At 56.4% G+C, this 2,512-nt stretch carries 3 protein-coding genes; all 3 read left to right on the plus strand.

The features are described 5' to 3' along the window. A partial coding sequence (locus tag AC6F7T_RS09370) for an acyl-CoA dehydrogenase family protein (RefSeq protein ID WP_500718183.1) occupies positions 1-865 on the plus strand: 865 nt, incomplete at its 5' end. 8 nt (positions 866-873) lie between these two features. Then, positions 874-1,821: an MBL fold metallo-hydrolase gene (locus AC6F7T_RS09375; protein ID WP_500718186.1), complete on the plus strand. Its 948-nt coding sequence runs from the start codon at positions 874-876 to the stop codon at positions 1,819-1,821. 11 nt (positions 1,822-1,832) lie between these two features. Then, positions 1,833-2,512 (plus strand): oxidoreductase (locus AC6F7T_RS09380; protein ID WP_500718188.1); only part of this gene is annotated, 680 nt, incomplete at its 3' end.

The following is a 2,512-nucleotide window of genomic DNA, read 5'->3' on the forward strand; positions in this document are numbered from 1 at the left end:
TGCCGATCTCAGCGCAGCCATCTATGCCTCCGAGTCACTGGTTTACCGTTTGGCTGGATTGCTTGACGACAAACTGGCCACCATCGAAAAAGGGATCCCCGACTATTACGAACAGTATCAGAAGGCCATTGAAGAATATGCTGCCGAGTGCGGCATCTCCAAGGTGTTCTGCAGTGATGTCCTGGCCAAAACCGTCGATGAAGTCGTCCAGATCCACGGCGGCTACGGGTTCTGCAGCGAATATCCGGCCGAGCGTTACTACCGCGATGAGCGCATCAACCGGATTTTTGAAGGCACCAATGAAATCAACCGTCTGCTGATTACCGGGATGATTCTGCGCCGTTCCATGAAAGGGGAATTGCCCCTGCAGAGCGAAGCAATGAAAGCCTTCGAATCACTGATGACACCCTCCTTCGAAGAGATCGACACCAGCATCCCCTTTGCCACAGAAAAAGTCACCATCCAGAACCTGAAAACGCTATTTCTAATTATCGCAGGCGCCGGCGTTCAGAAATATATGGGGAAACTTGCCGATGAACAGGAAATCCTGATGGCGGCGGCGGATATCATCATTCAGATTTTTGCCATCGAAAGTGCCGTTCTGCGTGCCGAAAAGATCAGCGCGGGCTTAAGTCCGGCGCGCCAGGAACAGCTGGCCGCAGCGGTTAAAGTTTTCACCTTTAATGCCAACGAGGAAGCGGCCAGCGCCGCCCGCAAAGCGGCCTACTTTGTCGAAGAAGGGGATACCTTGACCATGATCCTGTCCGGGGTCAGGCGTTTCAGCAAATATGATGCCGGCGGCCTGCTCACCGCCAAACGGACCCTGGCCCGGGCCGCCATTGACGCAGAAAAATATCTGTTTTGAAGCAGCAGATGTTACCGCAACAACATACCCTGGACACCCCCTATCCGGTCGGGCCGGTCCATTGTTACAGCGCAACCATCGCCGGCGAAGCAGTCCTGTTCGATACCGGACCGCCGGCGCCGGAAGCCAGGGCATATCTGTGCCGGAACCTCGATCTGAAGCACCTGCGTCATGTCATCATCAGCCACTGCCATATTGATCATTATGGACTGGCGCACTGGCTGGAACAGAACACAACGGCGACCATCTATCTGCCTTTTCGCGACAGCCTGAAAATCGAACGGCACGAAAAACGGCTGCAATTGATGTACGAACTGCTGCGGTTTTATGGCTTCAGCAAAGAATTCCTCAGCCGCTTTGCGGCAAGCATGGAGGATGGTTCGGTATTTCCCACTCTGCCGACCCGCTACCGCATCATTGAGGACGACCTGCCTCCCGATCTGGGTATTGACGTGATCCCTTGTCCGGGGCATTCCCAGAGCGACCTGGTTCTAACCAGCGCCAACTGGGCCGTCACCGGGGATGTGCTGCTGCGCGGGATTTTTCAGTCACCATTGCTCGATGTCGATCTGCTCAGCGATGAACGGTTCCGCAATTACGACGCCTATTGTGCGACCCTGCTCAAGCTCGCGACACTGCGTGGCAAAACCATTCTGCCTGGTCATCGTTATGCCATTGACAGTGTCGATGCCAATATCATTTTTTACGTCACCAAGCTTCTGGAGCGCGCCGCGAAGGTCAAGCAGATCGACCCGACGCGCTCCGTCGCCGAAGTCGCTCAGGAACTCCTTGCCGGCAAACCATATCCGCCTTTTGCTATTTATCTGAAAGCTTCGGAGCTGGTCTTTTTCCGTGACTTTCTCAATCAACCTGATGCGCTGCGACAAGCGCTGGAAACCATCGGTCTGTTTGCACCAGTTGCCGATCTTTATCACGCAGCACTGGCACCCATCTGAGCTGAGGGCTTATGCACGACTTACTGTTTGAACCGATCACCATTGGCTCCCTGAAAGTAAAAAACCGCATCATGATGCCGGCCATGCATCTGAACATGTGTCGCAACTTCAAGATCACAGAGCGCCTGCAGGCATTCTACGCCGAGCGGGCACGGGGTGGTGCCGGGCTGATCTGTGTCGGCTACGCCACCGTTGATGACCTGGCCGGACAACCCGGCAATATCGGTGCCCATGACGACGCTTTTCTACCCGGACTGACCCGCCTTGCGGCAACCATCCAACAGGCTGGTGCCGCTGCCTGCGTCCAGCTGAATCATGCCGGACGCTACAACCATTCCCTGTTCCTCGGTGGCAAGCAACCGGTAGCGCCATCGCCGATTGCCTCGCGCCTGACCCAGGAAGTGCCACGGCCGCTGGAGGAAGCGGAAATTGCGCAGCTGATTGAGGACTTTGCCGCCGCCGCCCGGCGCGTTCAGCAGGCCGGTTTTGATGCGGTCGAAGTGCTGGCCGGCACCGGCTATCTGATCAGCGAGTTTCTCTCGCCCCTGACCAATCAGCGTCAGGATACCTACGGTGGCTCCCTGGAAAACCGCATGCGTTTCGGGCTGGAAGTTGTCGCCGCCATCCGCCAAAGGGTCGGGAAGGACTTTCCCCTGCTGGTGCGGATCAACGGCAACGACTTCATGGCGGA

The organism is Pelovirga sp., from assembly GCF_059864205.1.